This is a genomic window from Burkholderia sp. YIM B11467 (assembly GCF_052952715.1).
This window is the reverse complement of record NZ_JBQVSQ010000001.1, coordinates 823,788-846,002: the sequence shown is the minus strand read 5'-3', so window position 1 is coordinate 846,002 and position 22,215 is coordinate 823,788. Positions and strand designations below refer to the sequence as shown.

At 65.5% G+C, this 22,215-nt stretch carries 23 protein-coding genes; 13 read left to right on the top strand and 10 right to left on the bottom strand.

The genetic code is table 11. From position 1 onward, the window contains the following. Positions 1 to 57 precede the first annotated feature (57 nt). The 3 genes from ACTRWB_RS03800 to ACTRWB_RS03790 all read left to right on the top strand — a co-directional run bounded on the left by ACTRWB_RS03800 (position 58) and on the right by ACTRWB_RS03790 (position 2,121). On the top strand, positions 58 to 975 hold the full coding sequence (locus tag ACTRWB_RS03800) for a LysR family transcriptional regulator (protein WP_446900985.1): 918 nt from the start codon (positions 58 to 60) through the stop codon (positions 973 to 975). A 172-nt stretch (positions 976 to 1,147) separates the two neighbouring features. Further along, the gene (locus tag ACTRWB_RS03795) at positions 1,148 to 1,498 is read left to right on the top strand and encodes a hypothetical protein (protein WP_446900984.1); all 351 of its coding nucleotides are present in this window, start codon (positions 1,148 to 1,150) and stop codon (positions 1,496 to 1,498) included. Positions 1,499 to 1,560: 62 nt separating this feature from the next. Continuing rightward, a complete protein-coding gene (locus tag ACTRWB_RS03790) occupies positions 1,561 to 2,121 on the top strand; it encodes a hypothetical protein (RefSeq protein WP_129516391.1) in 561 nt (186 codons plus the stop codon). Here the strand turns inward: ACTRWB_RS03790 and ACTRWB_RS03785 are convergent, their stop codons facing one another. Next, positions 2,122 to 2,997, bottom strand: a complete 876-nt coding sequence (locus tag ACTRWB_RS03785; protein ID WP_048249776.1) for a LysR family transcriptional regulator — start codon at positions 2,995 to 2,997, stop codon at positions 2,122 to 2,124. A gap of 129 nt (positions 2,998 to 3,126) precedes the next feature. Here ACTRWB_RS03785 and ACTRWB_RS03780 point away from each other — a divergent pair, with 129 nt between their 5' ends. Continuing rightward, a complete protein-coding gene (locus tag ACTRWB_RS03780) occupies positions 3,127 to 4,446 on the top strand; it encodes a DUF3422 family protein (RefSeq protein WP_193101565.1) in 1,320 nt (439 codons plus the stop codon). 34 nt (positions 4,447 to 4,480) lie between these two features. Continuing rightward, entirely contained in the window at positions 4,481 to 4,684 is a 204-nt protein-coding gene (locus ACTRWB_RS03775; protein ID WP_096475265.1) for a hypothetical protein, read from the top strand. A 75-nt stretch (positions 4,685 to 4,759) separates the two neighbouring features. On the opposite strand, the gene ACTRWB_RS03770 is transcribed toward ACTRWB_RS03775, so the two are convergent. The 5 genes from ACTRWB_RS03770 to cynR form a co-directional block, all read right to left on the bottom strand. Further along, complete coding sequence (locus ACTRWB_RS03770; RefSeq protein ID WP_446900983.1) at positions 4,760 to 6,772, bottom strand: phospholipase effector Tle1 domain-containing protein; 2,013 nt, start codon at positions 6,770 to 6,772, stop codon at positions 4,760 to 4,762. A 15-nt stretch (positions 6,773 to 6,787) separates the two neighbouring features. Further along, positions 6,788 to 7,243: a DUF3304 domain-containing protein gene (locus ACTRWB_RS03765; RefSeq protein ID WP_446901408.1), complete on the bottom strand. Its 456-nt coding sequence runs from the start codon at positions 7,241 to 7,243 to the stop codon at positions 6,788 to 6,790. Positions 7,244 to 7,594: 351 nt separating this feature from the next. Then, entirely contained in the window at positions 7,595 to 8,626 is a 1,032-nt protein-coding gene (locus ACTRWB_RS03760; RefSeq protein WP_446900982.1) for a DUF4123 domain-containing protein, read from the bottom strand. A gap of 14 nt (positions 8,627 to 8,640) precedes the next feature. Further along, complete coding sequence (locus ACTRWB_RS03755; RefSeq protein ID WP_446900981.1) at positions 8,641 to 11,193, bottom strand: type VI secretion system Vgr family protein; 2,553 nt, start codon at positions 11,191 to 11,193, stop codon at positions 8,641 to 8,643. A gap of 176 nt (positions 11,194 to 11,369) precedes the next feature. After that, positions 11,370 to 12,266 (bottom strand): transcriptional regulator CynR, encoded by an 897-nt coding sequence (cynR, locus tag ACTRWB_RS03750; RefSeq protein ID WP_419688020.1) that lies wholly within the window; start codon positions 12,264 to 12,266, stop codon positions 11,370 to 11,372. Positions 12,267 to 12,379: 113 nt separating this feature from the next. Here cynR and ACTRWB_RS03745 point away from each other — a divergent pair, with 113 nt between their 5' ends. The 3 genes from ACTRWB_RS03745 to ACTRWB_RS03735 all read left to right on the top strand — a co-directional run bounded on the left by ACTRWB_RS03745 (position 12,380) and on the right by ACTRWB_RS03735 (position 14,122). Then, entirely contained in the window at positions 12,380 to 13,039 is a 660-nt protein-coding gene (locus tag ACTRWB_RS03745; protein ID WP_446900980.1) for a carbonic anhydrase, read from the top strand. A 34-nt stretch (positions 13,040 to 13,073) separates the two neighbouring features. After that, positions 13,074 to 13,544: a cyanase gene (gene cynS / locus ACTRWB_RS03740; RefSeq protein WP_089491865.1), complete on the top strand. Its 471-nt coding sequence runs from the start codon at positions 13,074 to 13,076 to the stop codon at positions 13,542 to 13,544. Between the two features lie 110 nt (positions 13,545 to 13,654). Continuing rightward, positions 13,655 to 14,122 carry a nucleoside deaminase gene (locus ACTRWB_RS03735; RefSeq protein ID WP_412025402.1) on the top strand — a complete coding sequence of 156 codons (468 nt, stop codon included), beginning with the start codon at positions 13,655 to 13,657 and terminating at the stop codon, positions 14,120 to 14,122. Between the two features lie 163 nt (positions 14,123 to 14,285). Here the strand turns inward: ACTRWB_RS03735 and ACTRWB_RS03730 are convergent, their stop codons facing one another. Then, positions 14,286 to 14,654: a hypothetical protein gene (locus ACTRWB_RS03730; RefSeq protein WP_446900979.1), complete on the bottom strand. Its 369-nt coding sequence runs from the start codon at positions 14,652 to 14,654 to the stop codon at positions 14,286 to 14,288. Here ACTRWB_RS03730 and ACTRWB_RS03725 point away from each other — a divergent pair. The 5 genes from ACTRWB_RS03725 (at position 14,647) to ACTRWB_RS03705 (ending at position 19,077) form a co-directional block, all read left to right on the top strand. Then, complete coding sequence (locus tag ACTRWB_RS03725; protein ID WP_446900978.1) at positions 14,647 to 15,747, top strand: ABC transporter ATP-binding protein; 1,101 nt, start codon at positions 14,647 to 14,649, stop codon at positions 15,745 to 15,747. The two genes, ACTRWB_RS03730 and ACTRWB_RS03725, sit on opposite strands and share 8 nt — an antisense overlap. A 10-nt stretch (positions 15,748 to 15,757) precedes the next feature. Then, the gene (locus ACTRWB_RS03720) at positions 15,758 to 16,744 is read left to right on the top strand and encodes an ABC transporter permease subunit (protein WP_446900977.1); all 987 of its coding nucleotides are present in this window, start codon (positions 15,758 to 15,760) and stop codon (positions 16,742 to 16,744) included. Continuing rightward, positions 16,741 to 17,580 (top strand): ABC transporter permease subunit, encoded by an 840-nt coding sequence (locus tag ACTRWB_RS03715; RefSeq protein WP_048252093.1) that lies wholly within the window; start codon positions 16,741 to 16,743, stop codon positions 17,578 to 17,580. Before ACTRWB_RS03720 ends, ACTRWB_RS03715 begins: the two co-directional genes overlap by 4 nt. 166 nt (positions 17,581 to 17,746) lie before the next feature. After that, positions 17,747 to 18,547: a hypothetical protein gene (locus ACTRWB_RS03710; RefSeq protein WP_446900976.1), complete on the top strand. Its 801-nt coding sequence runs from the start codon at positions 17,747 to 17,749 to the stop codon at positions 18,545 to 18,547. A 95-nt stretch (positions 18,548 to 18,642) separates the two neighbouring features. Further along, entirely contained in the window at positions 18,643 to 19,077 is a 435-nt protein-coding gene (locus ACTRWB_RS03705) for a GNAT family N-acetyltransferase (RefSeq protein WP_419688014.1), read from the top strand. Positions 19,078 to 19,105: 28 nt separating this feature from the next. Here the strand turns inward: ACTRWB_RS03705 and ACTRWB_RS03700 are convergent, their stop codons facing one another. From ACTRWB_RS03700 to ACTRWB_RS03690, 3 genes are all read right to left on the bottom strand, one after another. Beyond that, positions 19,106 to 19,681, bottom strand: coding sequence for a hypothetical protein (locus tag ACTRWB_RS03700; protein ID WP_446900975.1), 576 nt, complete (start codon positions 19,679 to 19,681; stop codon positions 19,106 to 19,108). A 137-nt stretch (positions 19,682 to 19,818) separates the two neighbouring features. Then, a complete protein-coding gene (locus ACTRWB_RS03695) occupies positions 19,819 to 21,102 on the bottom strand; it encodes a cystathionine gamma-synthase family protein (RefSeq protein ID WP_446900974.1) in 1,284 nt (427 codons plus the stop codon). A gap of 140 nt (positions 21,103 to 21,242) precedes the next feature. Continuing rightward, complete coding sequence (locus tag ACTRWB_RS03690) at positions 21,243 to 22,139, bottom strand: LysR substrate-binding domain-containing protein (RefSeq protein ID WP_446900973.1); 897 nt, start codon at positions 22,137 to 22,139, stop codon at positions 21,243 to 21,245. Positions 22,140 to 22,215: the final 76 nt, after the last annotated feature.

The window sequence follows — 22,215 nt, the reverse complement described above, 5'->3', positions numbered from 1 at the left end:
CGTACTCCGAGCCCTATCTTTCGTCTTCCCTTTTCTTTTCGAAAGCGAGTAATTCCGATGGCTGCCATTCAGAAGCCCGATTGGTCGAAGCTGAGTTCGCTCGATCCGGAGCTGATCCGGGCATTCGTCGCCGTCGTCGAAAGCGGCGGCTTCACCGCGGCGGCCCGGCAACTGCATCGCACGCAGTCGACGATCAGCCTGCGCATCCGCACGCTCGAGGAGCGGCTCGATACGCACCTGTTCATGCGCAACAGCCGGCGGCTCGAACTGTCGCGCGACGGCGAGAATTTCCTGATCCACGCGCGGCGGATCATCCAGGTGCAGAACGACGCGATCATCGCGTTGAAGCAGACGAGCAGCGACCGCGGCGTGGTGCGCTTCGGGCTGCCCGAGGACTATGCGGAGCTGTGGCTGCCGGACCTGCTGAAGTCGTTTTATGCGATGCGGCCGGGTGCGCGCCTGCACGTGCACTGCCGGACGTCGCTCGAACTGCTCGAACGGCTGCAGGCCGGCGAGCTCGACGTCGCGCTCGTCGTGCGGCACGGGCCGAACGTGGGCGGGCGGCTGCTCGGCCGTCACGACGTCGTGTGGGCCGCGCACCGGGATTTCGCGCTCGGCGCGCACGCGTCGGTGCCGCTCGCGCTGTTTCCCGAGACGTGCTGCTACCGGCAGCGCGGGCTGCAGGCGCTCGCGACGGCCGAGCGGCCGTATCACGTCGTCTATACGAGCCAGAGCCCGACCGGCATCAAGATCGCGGTGAACCACGGCGCGGCCGTGACGATGATCGATCGCTGCACGCTGCCCGAGAACTGGCGCGTGCTCGACGAAACGGACGGGCTGCCGCCGCTGCCGGCGGCCGATCTCGAACTGCATCGCTCGCCCGGCATCTGCGACCCGCTGACCGACGATCTGGTGTCGCTGATCGAATCGATGGTCGACGAGCGGCGACGCGCATCGCTCGAGGCGTTCGCGTAGCCGGGCAATTGCGAAGCGGGAGCGGGCGGGGCGGGCCACGCGGCACGGGGCCGGATCAATGCGTCCCGCATGCCGTTTTTTGCACTGCCTCCCCGTTTTTTTGCACGACGTTTATGCGGTCTCTTCTAAGCTGGGGATGTGTCGAACAGCCGAGACGGCTTCCGTCCGCTCCATGACCTTCATCCATCCCGTTCCCGCCTTCGATGTCGCCGGCCGCCAGTTGCGCGCCGGTGCACACAACAACGTCATTCCCTTCCCGCCGCCGCGCCCGCGCCTGCAGTTGCCCGTCACGCTGACGGCCGACTCCGGCGAGCATGCGCGCACCCGGCTCGCCGCGCTGCTGAATTCCCCGCTCGGCGTATACGTCGTCAGCGCGCGCGCCGTGCGCGACGTGATCCACGTGCACTTCGACATCGCGCCGGAAGACCTCGATTTCACGCTGCACATGCTGATCGCCCAGCAGGCCGACGCGGTGATCGGGCCGGTCGCGCGCCGGTTGCGGATCGGGTCGAAGGCCCGGTGAGCCGGGACATGCCGGTTGCGCGCCGCGTCGTGCGTGGCGCGGTTCCTGAATACGGAGTGCCTATGTACCTGACGGAAGAAGTGCGTACCGCGCGGCCGGCAAGCCGCCGCGTGCGGACGGCGTCGCTGCCGTCGAGCCAGCAGCTCGCGCGTCAGCTCGTGACGACGGTTCGCGTCGCCGAAGTGCTGCTGCATCAGGCGATCGTCGTACCCGACGGGCATCAGTGGTCGGTCGACACCGAGCGGGTCGACGCGGACGGCGGGCCGCTCGCGGCCTGGGAGACCTGCGTGACGTTGCGGATCGGCAAGGTGTTCGCGCCGGCGGTCAGCCCGGCCGCACGCGTCAACGATCCCGGCCAGGTCGCGGTCGAGATCCGTCTCTGTCTGCCTGAGCAGGCGTATCTGGCTGAGCGGCGCGTGAGCATCTTCGGCCGCCGCCATGGCAACCGGTTCGGCGCGACGCTGTCGGTCGCGTCGGGCGCGCAGTGGGGCTGGCAACGTGTGGAGCACGTCGCACCCGAACACCTGCACGTGCGCGGCGATACGCTCGAGGCACTGGTCGATGCGGTGGCCGCGAACGTCAATGCGGCGTTGGGTGCGGCGGGGTTCGGCGCGACGCGCTGATCACGCGTCGCCGGTTTGCCCGGTCTGCCGCTGCAGGTCTTCCATCAGCTGTTCCGCGAGAAAGTCGCACGGCGGCCGCTTCGATTTGGTGCTGCGCGCCAGGATCAGTTCGAGCGGCGGCAGGTCGGGCAGACCGTGCGAGCGGCCGAGCATCGACAGTTGCGCGGGAATCGCGCAGCGCGCGAGCGGCGCGACCGCGAGGCCGGCCTCGACCATGCTGAGCAGCCCGAGCAGGCTCGGGCTTTCATACGACGTGCGGTACGGCACCTTCGCGCGTTCGAGGCTGCGGATCGCGTTCTCGCGCGCGACGCTGCCCGGCATGAACACCGCGATCGGCAGCGGCCGTTCCTCCCACACGCGCGGCCCGTTCGTCATCGCGGCCCACGCCATCGGCTCGTGGCGGATGAAGTCGCCGGACAGCCCCTTGATGCGCGTGCCGCACACGAGATCGACGGTGCCGTCCTTGATCAGCGGCGCGAGCGCGCTGCTCGGCAGCCCCATCACCTGGATCTCGACCTTCGGGTAAGTGCCGGAGAATTTCTTCAGGACCGACGGCAGCAGCGACGACGCATAGTCGTCCGGCACGCCGATCACGACCTTGCCGGTCACTTCCGGCCGTACCACGGCCGCCCATGCCTCGTCGCGCAGCGCCAGCATTCGTCTGGCGAATCCCAGCAGCACCTCGCCTTCGCGCGTCAGCACGATGCTGCGCGGCTTGCGCACGAACAGCGGCCGCCCGATCGCGTCCTCGAGGCTCTTGATCTGCATGCTCACGGCCGACTGCGAGCGGTTCACGGCCTCGGCGGCGCGGGTCATGTTGCCCGTCTCCGCGACGGCGACGACGGTGGCAAGCACGTCGTGATCGAGCATCTTCATCGGTATCAGGAAAACTGAATGTAACGATCAACATTATGCGTTTTTATTGTTGCTGTGTGTCTGCCATAGTGCGATCACGCTGGCGCTCCGCCCGGCACGCAGGCTTGAACAGGGAAAAGTGGTGTCTCGATGATCGACCATCCGTTGCGCGCCGCACTGGCCGCGGAATTGCATGCCCGGCCGTTCCTGCGGCTCGCCGAAGCCGTGTCGCTCACGCATTACGCGATCTATGCGGACGGCCAGCCCGACATCCACGAAACGCTGCTGCACGCGCTGTGCCGCGACACGGGCATCACCGCGCCGCACGAAGGCGCGACGCACTACGCGGTGCAGTCGCCATGCGGCTGGCACCTGAAGTGGGAACGCCACACCGAATTCTCGACCTTCACGTTCGTCGCGCCGCGCCGCGACACCGGCTATTTCGACGATCTGGCGATCGAAGGCATTCCGTCCGCGTGGTTCGCGCGGCTCGCCGGCATCCGCTTCGTCGCGGTGCGGATGGAACTGCTGTCGGGCGACGCCGCGCGGCTCGTCTGCGGCGACCTGCGCCGCTGGATCGACGGGCCCGCGCTCGTCGGCAGCAACGTGCTCGGCGGCGGCAAGGTGTTCTGCGACTGGCATGTGCGCGACGACGGCTTCATGCGCTTTCTCGTCGTCGACGAGGATTTCCGCGAGGAGCAGGGCGGCCGCCTGCTGCAGCGTCTCTATGAAATCGAAACGTACCGGATGATGGCGCTGCTCGCGCTGCCCGTCGCGCGGCGAATGAGCCGCGAGCTCGACGAGATCCACGCGGCCTTGCATGCGTTGATGCAGCGAATGGACGCGAGCGGCGCCGACGGCGACGACGCGGCGCTGCTCGTCAAGCTCACGCATCTCGCGGTGCGGGTCGAATCGCTGGCGGGATCGGGCGCGCGCTTCAGTGCGTCGCGGGCGTACGAGAAGCTCGTGCTGGCGCGCATCCAGGAATTGCGCGAGGAGCGCATCGAAGGGATGCCGACGATCGCCGAGTTCATGGAGCGGCGTTTCGCGCCGGCGATGGAAACGTGCCGCAGCGTGTGGGCGCGCCACGAGCAGATCGCCGCGCGGATCGCGCGCGCGGTCGACCTGCTGCGCACGCGCGTCAATCTCGCTCAGGAAAAGGACGTGACGCGCCTGCTGGCGGGCATGGAGCGCACCGCGCGCAATCAGCTTCATCTGCAGCACGCGGTCGAAGGGCTGTCGGTGGCGGCCATTTCGTACTACGTGCTGTCGCTCGCGACGGCGGCGTTCAAGGCGCTGCACGTGATGAACCTGCCGGTCGATCCCGAACTGGCGGAAGGCCTGCTGATCGCACCGGTCGTGTTCGCGGTGATTCACATCACGCGGCGCACGCGTGCGCAGCTTGCACGATCGGAAGCCGCGCATGACGGCACGACCGTGCATGCGGCGACGTTGAAGCAGGCTGGTTAAAACATCGACAACATAATCAAGGTAAGGAGTGGAGATGACTTTTTCGCAGAAACAACCGGCGGCGTTCTTCAGTGGTTTCGATGCGTTTGACGAACCGTTGGCGGATGACGCGGGCGTGCCGGAGGAGGCGCGCGTGACGTCGTATCAGGCCGTGCTGCAGGAGCCGATGACGTCGCTCGTCGGGAATACGCTCGATCGGCCGGATGTCGCGGCAGTGGCGATTCTCGGGTACAACTGACGCGGGACCGGATGCGGCTGGCGCCCGGTCGCGTGTGCGGCCGGGCGGGTTGGCTGATTGGCGGGGGTGTACTGCTCAGTCGCCGGAGAGATCGCCGATCGACGCGCCGTGCGGAATCTGGCCGGACGTGACCTGCCGGACGTACTCGTCCTGCGCGTCCTTGAGGTTTTTCGACACGTTGCCGAGGACTTTCTTCACGTAGTCCTTCGCGACGTCGGTCTGGCGTGCGACCCAGCCTTTCTCTTCGATTTCGCGAAGCGTCATGAACACGCCGTCGCCGAGCGACACGTTGTTGAGTCGCGTGATCGTGTTGTGCACGAAGTTGTCGAAGAACGCGATCACTTCCGGCGACAGCTTCGGCGGGTGCACCCATGCGGTGGCCAATGCGCGCACGGTCTTGTCCGAGATGTCGTCGACCGTCCGGCGTTCGCCGAAGGTGAACTGCGGGACCTTGGAATTCGGATCCTGGCCCTTGTAGTACCAGTCCCGGCCTTCGTAGTCGGGCAAGCCGCCGCCACTCGTGAAGATCGACTTGTAGACGTCGGAATCAACGGTATTGATGAACAAGTTGCTGCCGGTGCTCGAGTGAGCCGTGCGATCGTGAACGAAGCGCGCCCATGACACGAACAGCTTCTGGTGTTCGAGGAAGTGGTTTTCGAGCGGGCCGTTCGATTTCGGCAGCATGGCGTTGTATGCGCCGAACAGATCGTTGACGTTGAGATCCTTGCCGTTGACGTTGACGGTCTTCCGATAGTCGAATTCGCGTGCAGCCATCGGCGATATCGCCCGCAATTTTGCGAGCGGCAGCATCGGTACGCCGGCCGACCACGCACGGTCCAGCATGTTGCGTGCGGATATGCGAGCCAGCTCGGCCGATTTCTGATCTTCTCCTTCGACGAATCCGCCGCCGACATCCGACTGGCTGCCCGGATAGACGATTTCCTGAAGATTCGCGTGATCCGACGACTTTCGCGGCGAATCCAGGTTTTTGTAAAAGCGCAGTTCGGTCGCGGCGACGTGGTGGACGATCGCCTTGAATTCCTTCTGGATATCGAATTGCCCGAGCGTTTGTTTGGACAGCGCGACGAACAGGCTCAATCCCTTGATGCTCAGGCTGGCGACCTTTCCCTCTCCGGGAATGACACCCAGTGCCGGTGCGACGACCTTGGTGAAAATCGAATCCGCGTAGGAAGTCGATACGCAATCGAAGAGTCCCATGAAATCGAATTGGACTTCGATGCCGTCGTAAGTGATTTTTCCGTCTTTCTGCTTGCAGGTCTTTCCGATCAGTTCGTTCGCGAACTTGCGCGCAATCACGCCGCCACGGTCATATCCGAAAAGCGACACGCGGATGCGCTTGATTTCACGCGGATCGGCTGCCTTTGCATGCGCGACGTTGTTCTTGAAATCGTCGACCGCCTTGTTGACGCGTGCATCGAAACCCGTACCCATATAGCCGGCAGAGAATTCACTGTCGCGGACAGCCGGAACGGAATCCGCCACTATCGTCACGGCAGCGGGCAGCAAGTCGGCGGCCACCTTCTTGGCGGTCAATGATTCCTTGATCTGACCTCTCGCGGTTTCCCCGGCGTGCTCCAGTCCGTCGAGGATCGACGATTTGCCGCGGGTCAGCAGCCCTTTGTCCGCAGGGGTGTCGAGAAACCGCTTGCCGATGTCGGTAGCGATCTTCTTGCCGGGATCCTTGATCAGCTTGCCGTCGGCTTCCTTGAGCAGCGCGGCGCTGGAGTCGGTCACGATCTTCTTGGCCGTGCCGACGGTTTGCACCGACAGGTCCCGGCCCATGCCCTCGTAATACATCTTGTAGATGCCGAACTCGTCGCTGCTGTCCGCGTGCGCGTTGAAGAGACGTGCGATATTCGACAGGCGATCGGTGTCGGCCATTCCTTGCGCGAAGCCGTCGAAGAAGAAGCTCTGATAGATCTCCTGATTGCAACGGAAGCACGGGCTCGGCGGTTCGGCCGGAAGTTGCGCGCTGACACTCGCGGCGCGTGCGGCTCGCGATGCCGCGGCGCCCGATTCGGATTGGCTTTGCGTGGCGCCTTGTGCGGCGGCGGCTTCATTCGGCATGCTTTCCTCGCTCGACTAGTTGGTGGCGCGCATGCGCGGCATCGTCGGATATTCGACCCATTGGGCTTCGATCTTGCGGTCAGGCAGAAAATGGAATTCGATATAGCCGTCGCGCTTGTTGGGCAACTTCGGGACGGCGATGTCCGTCTCGTAGATTTCCGGCGACAGGTTCTTGGCATCTTCTTCAGGCGTCAGGTCGTACGTGACTTTCAGATGCCAGGTTTTTTTGCTGCGCGGTACCTCCATGCAACAGACGGTGCCGCCGCCGCCGCCGAATTGACGGGCGTGCACGCTGCCTGCGCCGAAGCCGTCGACGACGAAGTTATATACACCGCGGTCGGTGTAGTTGAAACCCACGACGCGATAGGGCCCGTAGCTCGCAGTCTGCGCGTGTACCCACCATGCGCCGCTCAGCAGTAGTACAGCGACGACGATCGGGTTGCGAATGAGGCGGCGAAGTAGATTCAGCATGTCGGTGTTCCTGGCATTCAGTTCGTCGTGGACGACGCGTTGCTCGTTGTATTCGGGTTGTGCGGATCTGTCGGGGATATCACCCATCGAGCATCGATCTTGCGTTCCGGGAGGAAGTAAAACTCGATATATCCACCAGGTTTGTGTGCGCGTACGTTACCTGCCCCAAACCCGTCGATAGTGAAACTGTCGATACCGCGATCCGTGAAGTTGTATCCGATGACGCGATACGGCCCGTCGCTCTCGGCGTGCGCTTGCATACCCGACAAGCCCCCAGCGATCGCGATCCCTGTCGCAGCCACCCGGCCAACCACCCGACGCATTCCGCTCGACATTCCCATCTCCCGCCACTCAACCTGCTTCGGGCTGCGTATCGACCACCGCCACCATCGCCTGCTGCCGCTCGGCGGCATAACCCGCCAGCGGATGCCCATCCAGCAGTTCCGTCCACACCGCTTCATCGACCGCCGCGAGCGTGTCCGACAACGGCGGCGGATCGTCCCCGCGCGCCGCAATCTTCTCGGCGATCGCCGGATGCAGGTCGAACGCCGGATGCACGTTCATCCCGACCAGCACGAAATACGCGAGATCGTTCTCGTTCGCGAGCCCGTACCGCTCCCGCGCCCGCGCGACCAGATCCTTCACATAGCGGATGCCCCAGCGGTCCGGTACAGCCGACATGGGCGGCAGGCATTCGTCGCGCAACTGGAAATAGAGCGTTTCCGCGAACCCTTCGCGTGCGAGCGCGTCGTATTGCGCGTCCGTGAACACGATCGGCGTCGCGGCGGACGCGGGCAGCGGCCCATGTTCCTCGCCCGCCACCGCCTCCCACGGATCGAACCGGTAACGCAGCTCGACGAATGCGGCCAGCAGTTCGCGCCGTTGCGCAGGCGTCAGGACCGGCACGAGGATTTCGAGGATCGACGGATCGTAGTAACGCAGCAGCGCCTGGCGCGTGTCGGGCAACGTCGCCTCGGCAAGCGGGTGCAGATAAGCGGCGAGCTCGGGCAACGCATGGCCGGTCGCGAGCCAGACGACGAGATCCGACTCGCCGCCGGCATTCAGCAGGTCGAGCATCGTCGCGCGCGATGCGTCGTCGTCTGCGCTCAGGTCGAGCAGGAACGGGCCGATTTCAGGCCGCGACGCCTCGAGCATCGCGGCGGGATACAGCGACTGCCACGCGATGCCGCGCGCGCGGGCCGCACCGAGCATCGTGTCGTCCAGCGCGCCGTCGACGAGCGCCAGCAGGCGCAGCGGGCGCGTGTGAGCGGCTTGCTGCGTGCGATGCCAGTCGCGCAGACCGTCGTGCCGCTGCACGGCGGTCGTGCGCGGCCATTGCGCCGGCAGCGGCAACGCGCGCGTCAGATCGTGAAACGGTTTCATGGAGGCGGCGGAATTCATGTGCGGGGCGTCAATGCGGACTTCATTTTCGCGGCGCTGCGCCGGCATTCCGAACACACGCCTTCGGGCAGGCGCGGCAGCGGGTAGTCGGTGCTGGCCGGGCCCGAGAAGCTGTGGTTGCCGCCCTTGAAATCCACCTTGCCGGGCGCGTGAATCTCGATGTTGCCGTTGCCGATGCGGATATACGCGCCGCCGGACGTCAACAGGATCGGCTGCTTCGATGCGAGGTCGATCTGCGCCGTGGCGGCGACGATCTTCACGGTCTTCTGCGCGGTGAGTTCGACATCGTCGTCGTGCGCGCGGATCTCGATCTTGCCCTTGCCGGCGAACAGCTTCATCCCGGCGTTCTGCGCGAACAGGCTGACCGACGAGATCACGCTCGCGACCAGCGATTTCCCCGCCGCGATGTGGGTGTTCTGGCCGCTGACGACGTTGACATGCCGGTCGGCAACGATCTGCAGCGATTGCTGGCTGGCCATCCCGATGCCGGCCGGGCTGCCGAACAGCATCACGGGCTGCGTGAACGCGTTCGCGTTGCCCGTGCCGCCGCCTGCCGTGCATCCGCCCGATGCGGTACCGGGCACGCTCTGCTGGGTCGCGTCGGTGAACGTCTTCAGCGCGTCGCGACCGGGTTTCAGCGTGTCTGCCTGGTGCGTCTCGCTCACGTCGGACAGCGATTCGAGCAGGCTTTCGGCACCGACGAGCTGTTGTTGCGCCTCGCGCACGTCGAGCGGCTGGCTCGACACGGTCTTCGGATGCGTCGTGACGTACAGGCCCTGGTTCGCGCGCACGGCACCGTATGCATCGGTCCTCAGGTCGAAGCCGCTGCCGACGTACGCACCGCGCGTGTTGCCGGACTGCTCGATCAGATAACCGACATGCAGCAGGCTGTTCGCGGTGCTGCTAAATAGCTGCGAGCGGTTCTGCCCGGTCGCGTCGTCCATCACGAGCTGGTTGTAGCCGCTCCCCGCGTATTCCTTCGAGCGGAAGCCGGACAGCAACCCGTCCGTGTGCCACTGCGGTTGGGTCGCGCCGTTGTAGAGCCGCGCGGTGACGATCGGCCGGTCGCAGTCGCCGGACATCCAGTCGACGACCACTTCCTCGCCGATGCGCGGCACGTGCACGCTGCCGTACCCGCCGCCCGTGTCCGACGACGCGACGCGCAGCCAGCACGACGCGCGCTCGTCGCCTTCGTTCAGGCGATCCCAGTGGAACCGGACCTTGATCCGGTTCAGTTCGTCGGTATGCACTTCCTCGCCCTTCGGACCCGCGACGGTCGCGGTCTGCAGGTGCATCTCGGGCTTCGGATGCTCGAACGGGCTGCGGAACGGCACCGTCTGGCGCTGTGCTTCGATCTCGACGAGATAGAAACCCTCGCTGCCGTCGGTGTGGCGCACGGTCATCGCGCCGGCCGCGTCGCCGAGCTGCGCCTTCATCGCGTCGAACTGCGCGGCCAGGCCGTGCGGAAAATGCGACGGCGCAGCAGGAATGTTGTTCTTGATCCACCAGACCGTCTCGACGACGGCGAACCGGTTGCCGTCCTGTTCGGACGGCGGATGGGCTGCATGGTCGGTCAGCTCGAACACCCGGCCCGCGTCGATGCCGCGCATGCCGCCGAATCCGTGGAACCGCTTCGCGCGCGATTCCCATTCTTCCATCCGGATGGTCGACTGGCGATTGCCGTCGCCCTGGGCACCGTACGTATAGGGGCCCGTGTACGTATAGACCTCGGCCTGATTCGGCAGGTCGCCCTGGTTCGGCCGGGTCGGGACATCGGTGCCCTTCGGGTTGAGCGCGGTACCGGGCGACTTGTAGTCGAACGTGCGCGTCGTGTAATGACTGCTCTGCAGGGTGCGCGTGCCCGACCATTGGACGAGCGCCTGGGTCTCGTCGCCCGAGGCCGTGCGCTGGAACGGCACGCGGGCCGGCGCGGCGGCGGGCAGCGAATGGAGCGAATCGGTGATCACCAGCGTATGGTGCGAGCCGTCCTCGGCCTGCTCGAAATAGCCGAACAGGCCTTCGTCCTCGAGCAGGCGATGGACGAAATGCCAGTCATGCTCGAACTGCATGCAGAACGAGCGGTTCCGCAGCGGTGCCGAGAGCGCGAACCGGAACATGCCGGCGGCTTGCGGATGCTGGTTGAAGACGTCGGTCAGGATTTCGTCGGCAGTGCGATCCTGCCAGATGCGCTGGTCGCGGCGGTACCGGAGGAAGCCGAGCCACGACATGAAACGGATCTGGTACGCGGTGATGCCGCCGTCGAAGCCGAGCCGGCGCGCGGTCTGCACGTAGCCGTGCCACGGCAGATAGGTGTCGCCTTGCTGTTCGATCCACAGCGTGACGGGCTGCGCGATCAGCTTCTTCAACTCGATATTGTCGCGGGTCGAGACGGCGTCGACAGTTAACGAGAAATCGCGGCCCAGCCGCGATACGCCGTGAACGGTCTGGGGCAGCAGGACATTCTGGCCCAGCGGCGTATCGAGCTTGAGCAGGCGTGCTTGCTGAAACAGGCCGCCGCCGATCGCGCGAACCAGTTCTTGGGAATTCATCGTCGTGGCCCTCTTGAATCGAGAACGATGAGCAGGGAGGCGAGTCGACCGCCGGTTTTATCGTACAAATTCTCTCGATCGGCGATTTTACAGGATAAATCGCGGGACTCCGGCGTCGCGGTGCCGACGGGTAGCGCGGCCCCGGCGCGTCATGCGCGACCGGCTCGGCGGCCATGCTACCGCGTGCGTGTGGCCGGTCCCGCCCCCTGCGCGAGCGCCAGCTCGACGAACGCACGCGCGGCCGCGCTCCGGTACGCGCCCTTGCGCTGCAGCAGCACGGCGGTGCGCCGCAGCACGGCCGGGTCGAGCGCGACGGCAACGAGATCGTCGTGCCCGGTCGCGATCGTCGCGGGCAGCAGCGTCGCGAGATTCGTGCGGCGCACGATCTCGATCACCGCACCCAGCGAATTCGCCTCCATCAGCACGCGCGGCTGCACGTCGTGCTCGCGGAAATAACGGTCGATCTGCGTGCGCGTCGCGAATTCGGCGGTCAGCAGCACGAGCGGTGCGTCGTGCAGCGCGCGCAGGCCGGCCTTGCGTTTCCCGGCGAGCGCGTGCCGACGGTTCACGACGAGCGCGAGTGTCTCGACCAGCAGCGTTTCCACTTCGATATCCGCCGTCTGCACATCTTCGAACGCGATGCCGACATCGAGCTCGTCATCGACGAGCAGCGCCTCGATGCGCTCCTGCGACATCTCGCGCACCGACAGTGACACGTCCGGATAACGACCGTGAAACGCCTCGACGAGCGGCCCGACGAGATAGCTCGTGAAGGTCGGCGTGACCGCGAGCCGCAGCGAGCCGCGGCTGAGATCCTGCACGTCGTGAATCGCGCGCCGGCCTTCCGCGAGATCGTGCAGCGCCTGCCGCGCATAGCGGAAATACACCTCGCCTGAATCCGTCAACCGCGTGACGCGCCCGGTGCGGTCGAACAGCTGCGCGCCTAGCGTTTCCTCGAGCTGGCGGATCTGCTGCGACAGCGCGGGCTGCGACACGTGCAGCGCGGCGGCCGCGCGCGTGAAGCTGCGGTGTTCGGCAACGGCCAGGAAGTAGTGGATATGGCGCAGCAGCATGGTGGTTCCTATAAGTCGTGCTTATCGGCCTGATCATAAATCAGTCTTTTACCTTATTGGAAGCGCGGCGTAACCTGCCCTTCATCGATTTCACCCGAACCGGAGAACAAGCGATGAAGGACATCATTGAAGGCTTTCTGAAGTTCCAGCGCGATGCCTACCCGGCGCGCGCCGCGCTGTTCCGCGATCTCGCGCGCAGCCAGAACCCGCGTGCGCTGTTCATCTCGTGCTCGGACAGCCGGCTCGTGCCGGAACTCGTCACGCAGCGCGAACCGGGCGATCTGTTCGTGATCCGCAATGCCGGCAACATCGTGCCGTCGTACGGCCCGGAGCCGGGCGGCGTGTCGGCGTCGGTCGAATACGCGGTGGCCGCGCTGCGCGTGACCGACGTCGTGATCTGTGGGCATTCCGATTGCGGCGCGATGACGGCGATCGCGACCTGCCAGTGCATGGACCACATGCCGGCCGTCGGCCACTGGCTGCGCTATGCCGATTCGGCGCGCGTCGTGAACGAGGCGCGTACGCATCGCAGCGAACGCGAACGGATCGACTCGATGGTGCGCGAGAACGTCGTCGCGCAACTCGCGAACCTGAAGACGCACCCCGCCGTGCGGCTCGCGCTCGAAGAAGGGCGCCTCGCGCTGCACGGCTGGGTCTACGACATCGAATCGGGCTGCATCGACGCCTACGACGGCGCGACCGGCCGGTTCGTCTCCCTGGCGGACCATCCAGGCGTCCGCGCCACGCCCGCGGCGCTTTCCGTCGCAGCCTGAACCCTTTCCACCTACCCACCCACGAGGTATTGCCATGATCCAGTCCCAACACAGCCAGACCGCCCGCCACGCGCTTGCGGAGACCGTCGTCCTCGCAAAGGCGCGCAAGAACCTGTCGTTCGCGCAACTCACCGAAGGTACGGGCCTGAGCGAGGCGTTCGTCACGGCCGCGCTGCTCGGCCAGCATGCGCTGCCGGCGGACGCGGCGCGCGTCGTCGCCGACAAGCTCGGCCTCGACGATGACGCGGTGCTGCTGCTGCAGTCGATCCCGCTGCGCGGCAGCATCGACGATCGCGTGCCGACCGACCCGACCATTTACCGCTTCTACGAAATGCTGCAGGTGTACGGCACGACGTTGAAGGCGCTCGTTCACGAGAAGTTCGGCGACGGCATCATCAGCGCGATCAATTTCCGGCTCGACGTGAAGAAGGTCGACGATCCCGAAGGCGGTTCGCGCGCGGTGATCACGCTCGACGGCAAGTACCTGCCGACCAAGCCGTTCTGACGCCGGCACTGCGCGGCGCCGCGACGACGGAGCCGCGCGGGTTCGCTCGACGTGCGTCGGCCGCGGGCCGGCGCGCGTTTCCGTCATCCCGTTTCAACGAGGACACCGCCATGGATTTTGTGAAGCGTACGATCGATCTTGCGATGAAGAACGTGGAAGAGGGCGGCCGCCCGTTCGCGACGGTGATCGTCCGCGACGGCGAGATCGTCGCGGAGAGCCCGAACCTCGTCGCGCAGACCAGCGACCCGACGGCACATGCCGAGATCCTCGCGGTGCGCGACGCGTGCCGCAAGCTCGGCACCGAGCACCTGACCGACTGCGAGATCTACATCCTCGCGAGCCCGTGCCCGATGTGCCTCGGCTCGCTGTACTACTGCAGCCCGAAGCGCGTGATCTACATCACGACACGCGAGGATTACGCGCCGTTCTACCGCGACGACCGCAAGTACTTCGAGCTCGACACGTTCTACGCCGAGTTCGCAAAGCCGATCGGCGAACGGAGGCTGCCGATGGTGCAGCAGAAACACGGCGACGCGATCGGCGTCTACCGTCGCTGGAAGGAACTGAACGCGAAGTGACGTGACCCGCGCGACGCACCTGTCGCGCGGCGCAGCCGCCCCGGCTGCTCGTTTTCCCCACCCTCCGTTCTGCCCGACGGCTGCCGTGCCGCCGGGCGCCCGTGCTGCCGCGCGGGCCCGGGTCGTGCCCCCGTTTTCCTGCCTCCCCAAACATCGATCCCGTTCAATGTCCGGAACGGAAATCCGCGATCCATAAAGTTTTTGACGGGTTTAAAAATTCGCACTGGAGACGACAGAAACGTGCGGAAAGCCCGATGAAAACCAATGAAATGTTCATGACAGCCAGCGCGACGACCGATGCCGGTCGCGGCTGATTGCCGCCGATCGCCGTGCGTTGCCCCACACCTGCCTCGTTGCGCCATTCGTTCCGGATGAGGAATCGCTCGATCCCTCTCCGCTTGTACCGCGCGACCCCGTGACCGGTCGCGCCTGACGCCTGAGATTCGCTTACTTGCTTAACACGGACCATCATGAAACGGGATTCATTCAGTACACCTGATGCGGTGCGTCGCACGACGACGGAAATGCTCAAGCCGAACGATGCCTTCGTGCGCATCGAAAACGTCGTGAAGAAATTCGGCGACAGCACGGCCGTCGACAACGTGAACCTGACGATCGCGAAAAACGAGCTGTTCGCGCTGCTCGGCAGCTCGGGCTGCGGCAAGTCCACGCTGCTGCGCATGCTCGCCGGGCTGGAAACGGCCACCTCCGGCAAGATCTTCGTCGACGGCGAAGACCTCGCATCGCTGCCGCCGTACCGTCGCCCCGTGAACATGATGTTCCAGTCCTACGCGCTGTTCCCGCACATGTCGGTCGAATCGAACGTCGCGTTCGGCCTGAAGCAGGAAGGCACGCCGAAGAACGAAATCAAGGAACGCGTGGCCGACGCGCTCGCGCTCGTGCAGATGAGCAAGTACGCACAGCGCAAGCCGCATCAGCTTTCCGGCGGCCAGCAGCAGCGCGTCGCGCTCGCGCGTTCGCTGGTCAAGCGCCCGAAGCTGCTGCTGCTCGACGAGCCGATGTCGGCACTCGACAAGAAGATCCGCCAGAAGACCCAGCTCGAACTCGTGAACATCATCGACAAGGTCGACGTAACCTGCGTGATGGTCACGCACGACCAGGAAGAGGCGATGACGATGGCGAGCCGCCTCGCGGTGATGAGCGAAGGCAAGATCGTGCAGATCGGCGCGCCGGGCGAAGTGTACGAGTTTCCGAACAGCCGCTTCTCGGCCGAATTCATCGGCTCGACCAACCTGTTCGAGGGCCGCGTCGTCGAGGACGAGCCCGATCACATCTTCGTCGAGAGCGACGATCTCGAAGCACGCATGTACGTGAGCCACGGCATCACCGGCCCGCTCGGGATGCCGGTCGGCATCTCGGTGCGCCCGGAGCGTGTGCACGTGTCGCGCGAGAAGCCGGGCTCGAAGCACAACTGGGCGCGCGGCGTCGTGACCGACATCGCGTACATGGGCAGCTACTCGCTGTATCACGTGCGCCTGCCGAGCGGGAAGACGGTCGTGTCGAACCTGTCGAGCTCGCACCTGATGAGCGACACGGCCCCGGCGTGGAACGACGACGTGTTCGTGTCGTGGTCGCCGGCGAGCGGCGTCGTGCTGACGCAATGAGGACGACACGATGAGAACCTCTGCTTCCACTCCGTCCACGCCGGTGTCGCCCGGCGCCGCGAGCACCGGCGCCGGCCGGGCCCGCCCGGGCCGCTTCGCCGCGCTGTCGCGCTTGCTGCCGTCGGGCCGCAGCGTCGCGATCGGCGTGCCGTTCCTGTGGCTCGTGGTCTTCTTCGCGCTGCCGTTCGTGCTGGTGCTGAAGATCAGCTTCGCCGATCAAGTGATGGGCATCCCGCCGTACACGTCGCTCGTCGAGTTCAAGGACGGCGTCGTGCACTTCGCACTGCAGCTGTCGCACTACGCGTTCCTGCTGCAGGACGACCTGTACATCGCGACCTACCTCAGCTCGCTGAAGATGGCCGCCGTGTCGACCGTGCTGTGCCTGCTGATCGGATACCCGATGGCGTACTACATCGCCCGCTCGGAGCCGAACCGCCGCAACGTGCTGATGATGGCCGTGATGCTGCCGTTCTGGACCTCGTTCCTGATCCGCGTGTACGCATGGATCGGCATCCTGAAGGACGACGGCCTGCTGAACCACACGCTGATCGCGCTCGGCATCATCCACACGCCGCTGCGGCTGTATCACAGCGATGCGGGCGTCTACATCGGGATGGTCTATTCGTACCTGCCGTTCATGGTGATGCCGTTGTACGCGCACCTGGTGAAGATGGACCTCACGCTGCTCGAAGCCGCGTACGACCTGGGCGCGAAGCCGTGGGTCGCGTTCACGCGGATCACGTTGCCGCTGTCGAAGAACGGGATCATCGCCGGCAGCCTGCTGGTGTTCATCCCGGCGGTGGGCGAGTACGTGATTCCGGAACTGCTCGGCGGTGCCGACACGCTGATGATCGGTCGCGTGATGTGGGATGAGTTCTTCAACAACATGGACTGGCCGATGGCGTCCGCGGTGACGGTCGCGATGGTGATGCTGCTGCTGGTGCCGATGGCGCTGTTCCAGTACTACCAGGTCAAGGAACTGGAGGAAGCGAAATGATCAAGCCGAGCAAACCGCTGTCGACGGGCGTCCTCGCCTTCGGCTTCCTGTTCCTGTACATCCCGATCATCAGCCTGGTCGTGTACTCGTTCAACGAGTCGAAGCTGGTGACGGTGTGGTCGGGCTTCTCGCTGAAGTGGTACGCGGCGCTGCTGGAGGACGACGAGCTGCTGACCGCCGCGTGGCTGTCACTGAAGATCGGTCTCCTGACGGCCACCGCGTCGGTCGTGATCGGCACGTGGGCGGGTTTCGTGCTCGCGCGCTTCGGCCGCTTCAAGGGCTTCACGCTGTACACGGGGATGATCAACGCGCCGCTGGTGATTCCGGAAGTGATCCAGGGCATCTCGCTGTTGCTGCTGTTCGTGGCGCTGGAGCAGATGTTCGGTTGGCCGAAGGGCCGCGGGATGCTGACGATCTGGATCGGTCACGTGATGCTGTGCGTGTCGTACGTGGCGATCATCGTGCAGTCGCGCGTGAAGGAGATGAACAAGTCGCTTGAAGAGGCGGCGCTCGATCTGGGCGCGACGCCACTGAAGGTGTTCTTCGTGGTGACGCTGCCGCTGATCTCGCAGGCGCTGCTGTCGGGGTGGCTGCTGTCGTTCACGCTGTCGATCGACGACCTGGTGCTGTCGGCGTTCCTGTCGGGGCCGGGGTCGACGACGCTGCCGCTGGTGGTGTTCTCGCGGGTGCGGCTCGGGCTGAACCCGGAGATGAACGCACTGGCGACGCTGTTCATCACGGCCGTGACGATCGGCGTGATCGTCGTGAACCGGATGATGATCGCGCGCGAACGGCGCCGGGTGGCCGACATGAAGGCGGCGTTCGCGGTGGCGTGAGCGGCCGTGGCGTGAAGCGGGCGGGCTTGCGTCACGGCCGTGCTTTGCTGGCATCATGTCGGACGATTCCACGACACGGGCCTGCACCATGTTCCGCTTCACGCTTCAACGCAGGATGCCGCCGACGGCCGGCGTTGCCGTCGCCATCGCTTTGATGTGCCACGGATTGGCGGCTGGTGCCGCATCGGACACGCCGACGGCGCAGACGCGAACGCTGCCGGCCGCCGGCACCACCTGGTGCTACAGCGTCGGCGAGGGCCACATGTCGGCGATGACGCTCAAGGGCGTGCACAACGGCATCGCGAGCTATGACATCGGCCCGGCCGGCGCCGCGTCGCTGAAGCTCGACGAGCAGGTCGACACTTACACGCCGCTGAATCCGGGACGCAACGGCGAGCGCCGGCTGATGGTGTTTCCGCTGAAGCAGGGCAAGCAGTGGGAGGACCGGTTCGACGAAACCGTGACGACGAGTCTCGGCGGCGGGCACGCATGGCATTACCGCTACAAGGCCGTCGCGTCGAGCGAGGTGATCGGCACCGAGAAGCGGCAGGTCGGCGCCGGCACGTTCGATACGTTCGTGATTGCGCGCACCACGTCGTGGACCAAGAGCGCCCCCGGCACGTCCGATGCGGCGCTCGGCGACATGCATTGCGACGACCGCGAATGCTCGGTGTCGGGCTATAGCAAGGAAGTGTTCTGGTACGCGCCGTCGATCGGCAGGGCCGTGCTGCGCGCGTATTCGCAGAGCGGGTTCCCGCAATCGATGTTCGACGATACGAGCGCCGAGTTGCTGAAGAACGCGAGCTCGCTCGTGACCGAGCTGGCCGGATACGGCGACGATGCGACGTGCAAGGCGACGCAGCCGACGCGGTTCGCGGCGGTGCCGTCGGCACCGTGGTTCGGGTTCGCGCTGTGGCCGAACAACGCGTGGGAATTCCACATGGCGCGCGATATCGCGCGGGAGTAGCGCGGTCGCGTCGCGGCGGGCGACGCGCTATAGTCGTGCGACGCCCGCAGCGGGTGCTGCATGCCCGGCGGCCTTATCACGCACGCGTTCGCCCGATGACAGCCCATCCCGACGTTACCCTTCGACTGACCGACACCGAGCAGCCGGCCGCACGCGACTTCATCAGCCGCAAGCTCGGCGAATTCAACCATGCGATGACGGGGCGCGCCGACGCGGCCGCGCTCGACGTCTACGTGACCGACCCCGCGACCGGCGAGATCGTCGGCGGCCTGACGGGGCGCACGTCGCTCGGTCTTTTCTTCATCGATCTGTTCTACCTGCCCGAATCGCTGCGCGGCGGCGGATTCGGCAGCCGGTTGCTGCGCGAGGCCGAAACGGAAGCGAAACGGCGCGGCTGTGCGCGGGCGGTGCTGTACACGATCTCGTTCCAGGCGCCGGACTTCTACCGGAAGCAGGGTTACGAGACATTCGGCGAAGTGCCGTGCGAGCCGGAAGGGACCGCGCGCGTGTTCATGGTGAAGGTGCTTTGAACCGGTGCCGCCGGCTTGCTTCGCACGGTCAGATTTTCGTGGCGATCGCCTTTGGCGTGTAGCTGCCGTGAGAGGCCGGATCCACGAACCGGCCTCCGAAATATCCCCCACCGTTCTCGTCGGGCATGAACGTCTGGTTGGCCGGATCCAGCATGCGGCGCCAGAATGCGTTCCGGCGTGCGATGTTGTCGATCGTTCGCATCTTTCCGAGGATCGTGCCGGTAATCGTTGCATCCCTTTCGCTGAGACTGCCGGCGAGAACGAGCGAGAAGCCCGGCGGAAGGGGAAGCGTTCGATGGATCTCCGACCAGCACAGCGTGCCGATGCCTCGGCAGCACAATTCCGGCGGCAGCATGAAGTCGCCGACGTGCATCTTGAACGACGATTCGTCCAGCGGAAGCCATCCTTCATCGAACGGGAATTTCTTGACCCGAGTCGTCGATCCGAATCGCGATTCCAGGTATTCGAGTTCGACGGACACGCGGCCCGTGCAGTAGCGATCGGGTGACCCGTCCAGTTTTTCGATTGCCTGCACGATCGCCATGGACGCGATCGGCGCGCCTTGCAGATCGGTGATCCGGTACGTATGCCGCGTGGTGTTCATGGTGCTGATCCTTGTGCAAGCACGATGACGCGGCTCGAACGTGGGCATCCGGGCGTGGGCGGCGTCACTGAATGCCCGCCCCGCGCCGGCGCGGGAACTGCCCCCGCGCGAACGGCACGGGGCGCATGTCACCTGCGTCAGCAATGCTCCAGTGCGTACGACAGGTCGGCGATCAGGTCGTCCGGATGTTCGAGCCCGACCGACACGCGAATCAACCCTTCCGACACGCCCGCCGCGGCGCGCGCATCGGCCGGCACGCCCGAATGCGTCGTCGACGCCGGATGGCAGATCAGCGACTCCGTGCCGCCGAGACTGACCGCGGACTTGAAGAGCGTCAGGTGGTTGATGAACCTGAACGCCTGCTCGCGGCCGCCGTCGAGGATGAATGCGAACGTCGAGCCGGGCCCGCTGCACTGGCGCTGGTAGACGGCCTGGTAGGCCGGATCGTCGATGAGCTCGGGGTGCAGCACGCGCACCGGTCGATGCGGATTGCCGGCGAGCCAGCGGGCGACGTCTATGCCGCTGCGCGCGGCCTGCTGCATGCGCAGCACGAGCGTTTCCATCGAGCGCGTGATCATCCACGACGAATGCGGGTCGAGCTGCGAGCCGAGCGTGCTGCGAATCGAGCGGATCTTCGTGATCAGGTTGCGGGAGCCCGTAACGCCACCAGCAACGAGGTCGCTATGCCCGCCGATGTATTTCGTCAGCGAGTACACGCTGAGGTCGATGCCTTGTCGCGATGGCTTCTGATACAGCGGCCCGAGCAGCGTGTTGTCACAGACCGACAGCGGGCGATAGCCGTGGCGCGCCTCGAACGCATCGATCTCGCTGCGCAGGCCGTCGAGGTCGAACAGCGCGTTGGTCGGATTGGCGGGCGTCTCGATGTAGCACATCCGCACGTTGCCCTTCTGCGCGGCTGCTTCGAGCGCGGCGCGGATCGAGAGGGTGGACAGCCCGTCGGCGATCACTTCGGAGCGAATGCCCCACTCGGGCAGGAACTTCGAGATCAGCGTTTCGGTGCCGCCATACAGCGGCACGGACTGAACGACGCAGTCGCCCGGCCGCAGGAAGGTCAGCAGGATCGCCGCGATCGCGGACATGCCGCTCGACGTCACGACGGCGGCTTCGGAATCGTCGAGCAGCGCGAGGCGATCCTCGACGATCTCCAGGTTCGGGTGATTGAAACGGCTGTAGACGAGGCCCGCGCCTTCGCCTTCGGGCAAAGGCTTGCGACCGGCCACGACGTCGAAGAATTCGGCGCCGTCCTCGGCCGTGCGGAACGCGAACGTCGACGTGAGGAACACGGGCGGCTTCACCGATCCTTCCGACAGGAACGGATCGTAGCCGTACGACATCATCTGGGTTTCGGGATGGAGTTCCCGGTCTGCAATCTTGCGCTTGTGGTAGTTGCGATAGGCCATGCAGTGCTCCGTGCTGGGGTAGTGAGGAACAGCCGTTGCAGCGGTGGCACGACGCGTGCGGCGCCGGGTAGGCACCGGTCGTCGCGACCGCGTGTGGCGATACTAACCGAAGGCACGGCTTCCGTGACACGCCCCTGACACTATCGACAGGGTGTCGCCTGTTCGAAGATCATGTCGTACAGCGCACGGGCGGCGGGCGACAGTTGCGCGCTCTTGCGTGTGACGAGCACAAGCGTGCGCGACACCGTCGGCTCGACGAGCTCGATCGTGCGGATCATCGGATACGCGTTCTTCTGGATCGCGAGCCTGGGCACGACGGCCGCGCCGAGCCCCTCCGCGACGAGCCCGAGCGCCGTCGAGCTGCGCTGCACTTCGTAGAACGAATGCAGCGACACGCCGCTCGTTTTCAGTGCGCCGTCGAGCAGCCCGCGATTGCCGCTCATTTCGCCGGCGAAGATCAGCGGGTGCGGCTGCAGTGCCGCCCAGCGAATGCGCCGCCGCTTCGCGAGCGGATGATCGTCGCGGCACACCAGCACGTACGGGTCGGTCGTCAGCGGTACGTTGACCAGTTCGGGATGCTGGTCGCCGGCGATGCCGATGCCGAACTCGGCCTCGCGATGCAGCACGGCCTGCAGTACCGACGCCGACGCGTGATCGAGGATCTTCACGCGATCGTGCGGCCGGTGCCCGGAGAACGCGCGCAGGATGCGGGGCAGGTATTGCACGCCGACCGTCGGCACGCACGCGATCGTCACGTCGCCGCGCTGGCTCAGGCCGGTCTCGCGGATTTCGGTCAGCGCGTCGGACAGTTCGTTCAGCAGCCGCCGTGCCTGCGGCAGGAAGCGCCGGCCGATTTCGGTGAGTGTGGTGCGGCGCGTGGTGCGCTCGACGAGCGCGACGCCGAGAAAGGTTTCGAGCTTGCGCAGCCGCTGCGTGATGGCCGTCTGCGTGACATGCAGCGTATCGGCCGCCTGCCGGAAGCTGCCGCCGTCGGCGATCGCGACGAAAGCCTGGACACCGAGCGTATCGATTTTCATCAGAATTTTGAATCAATCACGATATTAAATTCATTTTACTGAACTTCGTGACGATCGCAGAATGCTTCACATCGAC

Bases quoted from the DNA above. Each gene is read 5' to 3' on its own strand.
- ACTRWB_RS03800 (WP_446900985.1), top strand. From the start codon at position 58: ATGGCTGCCATTCAGAAGCCCGATTGGTCGAAGCTGAGTTCGCTCGAT.
- ACTRWB_RS03795 (WP_446900984.1), top strand. From the start codon at position 1,148: ATGACCTTCATCCATCCCGTTCCCGCCTTCGATGTCGCCGGCCGCCAG.
- ACTRWB_RS03790 (WP_129516391.1), top strand. From the start codon at position 1,561: ATGTACCTGACGGAAGAAGTGCGTACCGCGCGGCCGGCAAGCCGCCGC.
- ACTRWB_RS03785 (WP_048249776.1), bottom strand. From the start codon at position 2,997: ATGAAGATGCTCGATCACGACGTGCTTGCCACCGTCGTCGCCGTCGCG.
- ACTRWB_RS03780 (WP_193101565.1), top strand. From the start codon at position 3,127: ATGATCGACCATCCGTTGCGCGCCGCACTGGCCGCGGAATTGCATGCC.
- ACTRWB_RS03775 (WP_096475265.1), top strand. From the start codon at position 4,481: ATGACTTTTTCGCAGAAACAACCGGCGGCGTTCTTCAGTGGTTTCGAT.
- ACTRWB_RS03770 (WP_446900983.1), bottom strand. From the start codon at position 6,772: ATGCCGAATGAAGCCGCCGCCGCACAAGGCGCCACGCAAAGCCAATCC.
- ACTRWB_RS03765 (WP_446901408.1), bottom strand. From the start codon at position 7,243: ATGCTGAATCTACTTCGCCGCCTCATTCGCAACCCGATCGTCGTCGCT.
- ACTRWB_RS03760 (WP_446900982.1), bottom strand. From the start codon at position 8,626: ATGAAACCGTTTCACGATCTGACGCGCGCGTTGCCGCTGCCGGCGCAA.
- ACTRWB_RS03755 (WP_446900981.1), bottom strand. From the start codon at position 11,193: ATGAATTCCCAAGAACTGGTTCGCGCGATCGGCGGCGGCCTGTTTCAG.
- cynR (WP_419688020.1), bottom strand. From the start codon at position 12,266: ATGCTGCTGCGCCATATCCACTACTTCCTGGCCGTTGCCGAACACCGC.
- ACTRWB_RS03745 (WP_446900980.1), top strand. From the start codon at position 12,380: ATGAAGGACATCATTGAAGGCTTTCTGAAGTTCCAGCGCGATGCCTAC.
- cynS (WP_089491865.1), top strand. From the start codon at position 13,074: ATGATCCAGTCCCAACACAGCCAGACCGCCCGCCACGCGCTTGCGGAG.
- ACTRWB_RS03735 (WP_412025402.1), top strand. From the start codon at position 13,655: ATGGATTTTGTGAAGCGTACGATCGATCTTGCGATGAAGAACGTGGAA.
- ACTRWB_RS03725 (WP_446900978.1), top strand. From the start codon at position 14,647: ATGCTCAAGCCGAACGATGCCTTCGTGCGCATCGAAAACGTCGTGAAG.
- ACTRWB_RS03720 (WP_446900977.1), top strand. From the start codon at position 15,758: ATGAGAACCTCTGCTTCCACTCCGTCCACGCCGGTGTCGCCCGGCGCC.
- ACTRWB_RS03715 (WP_048252093.1), top strand. From the start codon at position 16,741: ATGATCAAGCCGAGCAAACCGCTGTCGACGGGCGTCCTCGCCTTCGGC.
- ACTRWB_RS03705 (WP_419688014.1), top strand. From the start codon at position 18,643: ATGACAGCCCATCCCGACGTTACCCTTCGACTGACCGACACCGAGCAG.
- ACTRWB_RS03700 (WP_446900975.1), bottom strand. From the start codon at position 19,681: ATGAACACCACGCGGCATACGTACCGGATCACCGATCTGCAAGGCGCG.
- ACTRWB_RS03695 (WP_446900974.1), bottom strand. From the start codon at position 21,102: ATGGCCTATCGCAACTACCACAAGCGCAAGATTGCAGACCGGGAACTC.
- ACTRWB_RS03690 (WP_446900973.1), bottom strand. From the start codon at position 22,139: ATGAAAATCGATACGCTCGGTGTCCAGGCTTTCGTCGCGATCGCCGAC.